5 protein-coding genes and 1 pseudogene are annotated in these 4,084 nt (G+C 39.3%); 4 read left to right on the forward strand and 2 right to left on the reverse strand.

Annotated elements, in window-relative coordinates:
* Positions 1-191: 191 nt before the first annotated feature.
* Together FXV91_RS20325 and FXV91_RS19545 are read right to left on the reverse strand one after the other, a co-directional pair.
* The gene (locus FXV91_RS20325; protein WP_345945544.1) at positions 192-446 is read right to left on the reverse strand and encodes a spore photoproduct lyase family protein; all 255 of its coding nucleotides are present in this window, start codon (positions 444-446) and stop codon (positions 192-194) included.
* 50 nt (positions 447-496) lie between these two features.
* Positions 497-1,243: pseudogene (locus tag FXV91_RS19545) on the reverse strand (spore photoproduct lyase family protein); the annotation flags it as partial.
* A gap of 254 nt (positions 1,244-1,497) precedes the next feature.
* On the opposite strand from FXV91_RS19545, the gene FXV91_RS19550 reads away from it, so the two are divergent.
* The 4 genes from FXV91_RS19550 to FXV91_RS19565 form a co-directional block, all read left to right on the forward strand.
* Positions 1,498-1,713 carry a type II toxin-antitoxin system HicB family antitoxin gene (locus FXV91_RS19550; RefSeq protein ID WP_229392465.1) on the forward strand — a complete coding sequence of 72 codons (216 nt, stop codon included), beginning with the start codon at positions 1,498-1,500 and terminating at the stop codon, positions 1,711-1,713.
* On the forward strand, positions 1,706-1,933 hold the full coding sequence (locus FXV91_RS19555; protein WP_229392466.1) for a type II toxin-antitoxin system HicA family toxin: 228 nt from the start codon (positions 1,706-1,708) through the stop codon (positions 1,931-1,933). Before FXV91_RS19550 ends, FXV91_RS19555 begins: the two co-directional genes overlap by 8 nt.
* 777 nt (positions 1,934-2,710) lie before the next feature.
* The gene (locus FXV91_RS19560) at positions 2,711-3,598 is read left to right on the forward strand and encodes a hypothetical protein (protein ID WP_229392467.1); all 888 of its coding nucleotides are present in this window, start codon (positions 2,711-2,713) and stop codon (positions 3,596-3,598) included.
* 343 nt (positions 3,599-3,941) lie between these two features.
* On the forward strand, positions 3,942-4,084 hold a 143-nt coding region (locus FXV91_RS19565), incomplete at its 3' end, for a helix-turn-helix domain-containing protein (protein WP_229392468.1).

Below are 4,084 nucleotides of genomic sequence, written 5' to 3' on the forward strand. Positions count from 1 at the left end.
ATAATGCATAGTTATCATTATGTTGATGTAACTATAAGTATAAATGATTATGCTACTGTTGTTTTGTGGAAGTTGACGGCTTTCATCCCCCACCTGTAGGGCTACGCCCTCCGAGGAAGGGGACTTCCCGCCTTAAAGTTAAATTAGTTCCAGCTATCACATTTGTAGTCCACTAGTAGTCGATTGATATTTTATGTGAAATATTCAATCTTTGCATCCGGAAACTTCTCCACAATCAGCGAAGTAAGATATCCCTTAATCTCCGCCGCATCTTCCTTAGGATAAACATACTTGTACCTCCCAAATTTTCCCCATTTCAGGGTGCGTTTGCTCTCGTCCATGTCCAGGCTGGTATTGGGGAAACGCTCCAGTATGAACTTCTTCGCGACGGGAGTAAACCTGTGCTGGATGAGCTCGAAGGTGACGGGTTCAGCCGATTTGCCCATGTCAATTCTGCTCCAGAGCTTTTCAAGCAGTTCAAGATATTCCTCCTTCCAGCAGTCATAATCATGATGGGAGCCACTATAAAACCGATAGGATACCCTGCTTCAGCGAGCTTTGAAGCCGCTTCGATCCTTTCGTCAAAGCTGGCGGTATTGTGTTCAAAATTCTTTATAACATACCTGGAGTTGATGCTTACGCGGAAGCGTGTCCGACCATTATGCTTCAAACCGAGTAGAGGCTCCACATTGTTGAATTTTGTTACTACACGCAACCTGGCGTTGTCCAGTGTTCCAAAAAACTCGATTGTCCTTGCAAGGCTTCCGGTGATGTGTTCGATGGCGAGAGGGTCTCCCGCGCTTGCCACCTCAAAGGTAGTCAGCCGGTTGCCGTTTCGGACGATATGCTTCTTGATGGAATCGAATATTTCCTCCAGGTTTACATAGGTTCTGAGATAAGGCTTGCTGCTCTGCGTGGTATACAAGTAACAGTATTCGCAGCTTGCCGGGCAGCCGGTAACCAGAGAAAATTCAAAGTCGGCTGACGGCTTGCATACATCAAATTTCAGGCTTTTCTTAACTGTGACAACAAGGGTTTTCTTGCCGCTTGCATACTTTTGTCCTTCCGTGGTTCCCGGAATAATGGAGGATATCTTTTGAATGGGTGCCTTTATGATTTCAGTCGAGGTGCCCTCAAAATAGTCGTATATTTTCCGTCCAAGAGGATAGTCCAGGGATCTGGGCTCAAAAACCACCCTGTCGGGTGAAAATAATTTTATCGTTAATACCTCCCTCCTTATCATATCCTGTACAGCATCTCTTGAAAATCTGTTCTTATGTGCCGTATTGTTTCCGCAGTACGAATTTTACAGATGCAGCAAAAAAACGCCATTACAAAGTAGAATTTTATCACCATTATAATATAATTATCGATATTACGGTACAATATACCCGTTTATATATTCTGCAATTTTTACATAGTTTATACATTAAAATAAAATAGAATTGCAACAAATACTTAATGAAACACAGATGAAAACTAGGCTTGGAACCAACCATGAGACAATTTCTCGTAGCTATAACAAAAGAAGATGACTTCTTTATTGCAAGATGTCCTGAACTCAACGTAACTTCTCAAGGCGAAACCCTTGAAGAAGCAGAAAAAAATATTAAAGAAGCTATAGAACTGTATATTGAGAGCTTCGGAACTGAAGACCTTCCTCAAAAAGTTTCCAAACCTTACCTGACTTTTGTGGAAGTTGCCCATGTCTAAATTACCAGTAATATCTGGAAAAGAACTTGTAAATGTATTAGAGAGGGCTGGATTTGTCATTGTAAGGCAAAAAGGAAGTCATGTATCACTGCAAAAAATTACTATTGATGGGACTTACAGAACAGTTGTTCCTTTACATAAAAGACTCGCCAAGGGGACACTTATCGATATTCTTCATCAAACTGGTTTAAGCAAAGAAGAATTAATAGATTTACTTTAAATTTGGTTTTCTCAAATTTTGGATGTTACTCTCAAATTTCCCTTTAAATCAAGCTCTCTCATCTTTATTATACAGAAATAAAAACTATCTTAAAATTATATATTACTGTTTACTGTTAATATCATTCTCTCTATTAACTACAAGATTATTTTTCTTACAATCTTCTTTAAATCTAATGACTTAAAAATAATGTACAATTCTTAAAAAATCATATAAAAAGTGCTCTTTTTCCCATAATTATCAGAGATCTCATATTTGTGTCTGATTTTTCGTTTTGTCATTACTATATATCACCTTGCATCGCAATTATTCCACTTTTCAGATAAGCTCTTAATCGATGTAGCATGCGCCTGTAATTATAAATAATATCTAATTTTATAATAATCACTGGATAACTCACATACACGACCAAATAGAAGATAGAATGGGGGATGGAAATATATGAGAAATAAGGATAATTTCTCCTTAACACTTTTAACTTCAGCAGTCCTGGTTTGTTTTTTACTTATCAGCTCATCTGCTGCACAGATATATGGAGAGCAAAATGCTTCGGATAATGACTCATCGACGAATAATGAATTTCCGTATCCGCGTGGTACAGCCCCGGCATATGGAATGATGGGATGGGAGACCGGTACCCAATTTTTAACAGATAACGCTACGCTTGTTCACCTTGGATGGAGCACTTCTATAACTCCACAACAGTTTGTTGATAACGTTAATAGAGGCAAAGAGCTGGGAATTTCGAAATATTTGGTAGCTACTGGCGGCCCACAAATGGAGTCTGAAAGCTTCTGGGAAGAGGTCAGGGATATGGGTGTTACTGATGATGATTTCTATGGTGTGTATTTCCCTGACGAGGAAGGAAGTCCTTCAACGCTTATCAGCATGTACACAGGTATGAAGAAATACTTCCCCAATGCTGTTGCTGGCGATTATTTAGGTGATATGCAGACCGGACCTGATGATGAGGAATTTATTCCAGGACTGGATGTCTGTTACTTTACTACCTACACGAAATTTCATCCTGAACGCCCGCACGCCTGGGTATATGGTAATCTTATTGCCAATGCTCCAGATTGGAAAAATGCAGGAAAAACAGTATATGTAGCAACAGAAGCATTTGGTCAGGCTATAGAGGTGAATGATTTAGATCCGGACCTGAATACTACGCAAAAAGTGGCTGATCGTCACGAAAGTCAGATTGTGATGGGAATTTTAGGTGGAGCACAGGGTGTTTTCTCATATGCTTATAAATATGCAGAAGATACTCCAGGCTATACCGGATGGACAAGCTTTAAGCCAAAGTATGAACAGGTCTGGCCCTGGATTATGAACGACAACCGGACACTTCTGACAACAAACGTAACCAGCGGCAGGACAAATATAACTTCGGATCCTGGTGGCACAATCGATGCGGTTACAGCCTACATATTTACTGATGCAGACGATAGAAAATTAGTTGTGTCGTCAAGTATGCTTGATTTTACTGAAGCAAATGGTACGGCAAATAATGCAACAATTACAGGCGTGCCAGACGGAATGTACGATGTCTTATGGGAGAACAGAACGGTGAATGTTACTGATGGAACCATCAATGATACATGGCAACCATATGAGTACCATTTTTACCAATTAGAGACGAATTATACCGGTACCATGTAAGCTCTATAAGCTCTTACTGTCACCAGCGATCGGGTTTTGTTTCTTTCACCGGGAGTTAGCAGGTTACTATTCCTGCTAACTCTTAACTCTCCTGCTTCTGCTGCCGATTCAACAGGTTGAGAGTTCATTCAACAGATTTAGAGTTTATTATCGATCAAAAAATATTCAAAATAAAAACAAGCGATTTCCTTATATATTAACTGACAAAGTTTCTTTTTCCTTGTTTTGTTGATGCAAATGTTTAGGAGGTCTAAGGCTAATCCCCGTCATTTTAATGGCGGGATACAGCCGTCAACTGCAACATAATAACATTTATTTAGGTAAAAGTACATAATATAATATTATGCCTAAAGTTAATCGTTATAGAATCTATCCAACAAAATCTCAGGTTACAAAGCTTAATTCTACTTTGGAACTATGTAGATGGGTCTATAATGAAACTCTGGCATTAAGAAAGAACGCTTGGGAATCTGAACAGAAAAGAAT

The sequence above is a fragment of the Methanosarcina sp. DH2 genome (genome assembly GCF_020804225.1).
Taxonomy (GTDB): Archaea; Halobacteriota; Methanosarcinia; order Methanosarcinales; family Methanosarcinaceae; genus Methanosarcina.

Bases quoted from the DNA above. Each gene is read 5' to 3' on its own strand.
- FXV91_RS20325 (WP_345945544.1), bottom strand. From the start codon at position 446: ATGGGCAAATCGGCTGAACCCGTCACCTTCGAGCTCATCCAGCACAGG.
- FXV91_RS19560 (WP_229392467.1), top strand. From the start codon at position 2,711: ATGGAGTCTGAAAGCTTCTGGGAAGAGGTCAGGGATATGGGTGTTACT.
- FXV91_RS19555 (WP_229392466.1), top strand. From the start codon at position 1,706: ATGTCTAAATTACCAGTAATATCTGGAAAAGAACTTGTAAATGTATTA.
- FXV91_RS19550 (WP_229392465.1), top strand. From the start codon at position 1,498: ATGAGACAATTTCTCGTAGCTATAACAAAAGAAGATGACTTCTTTATT.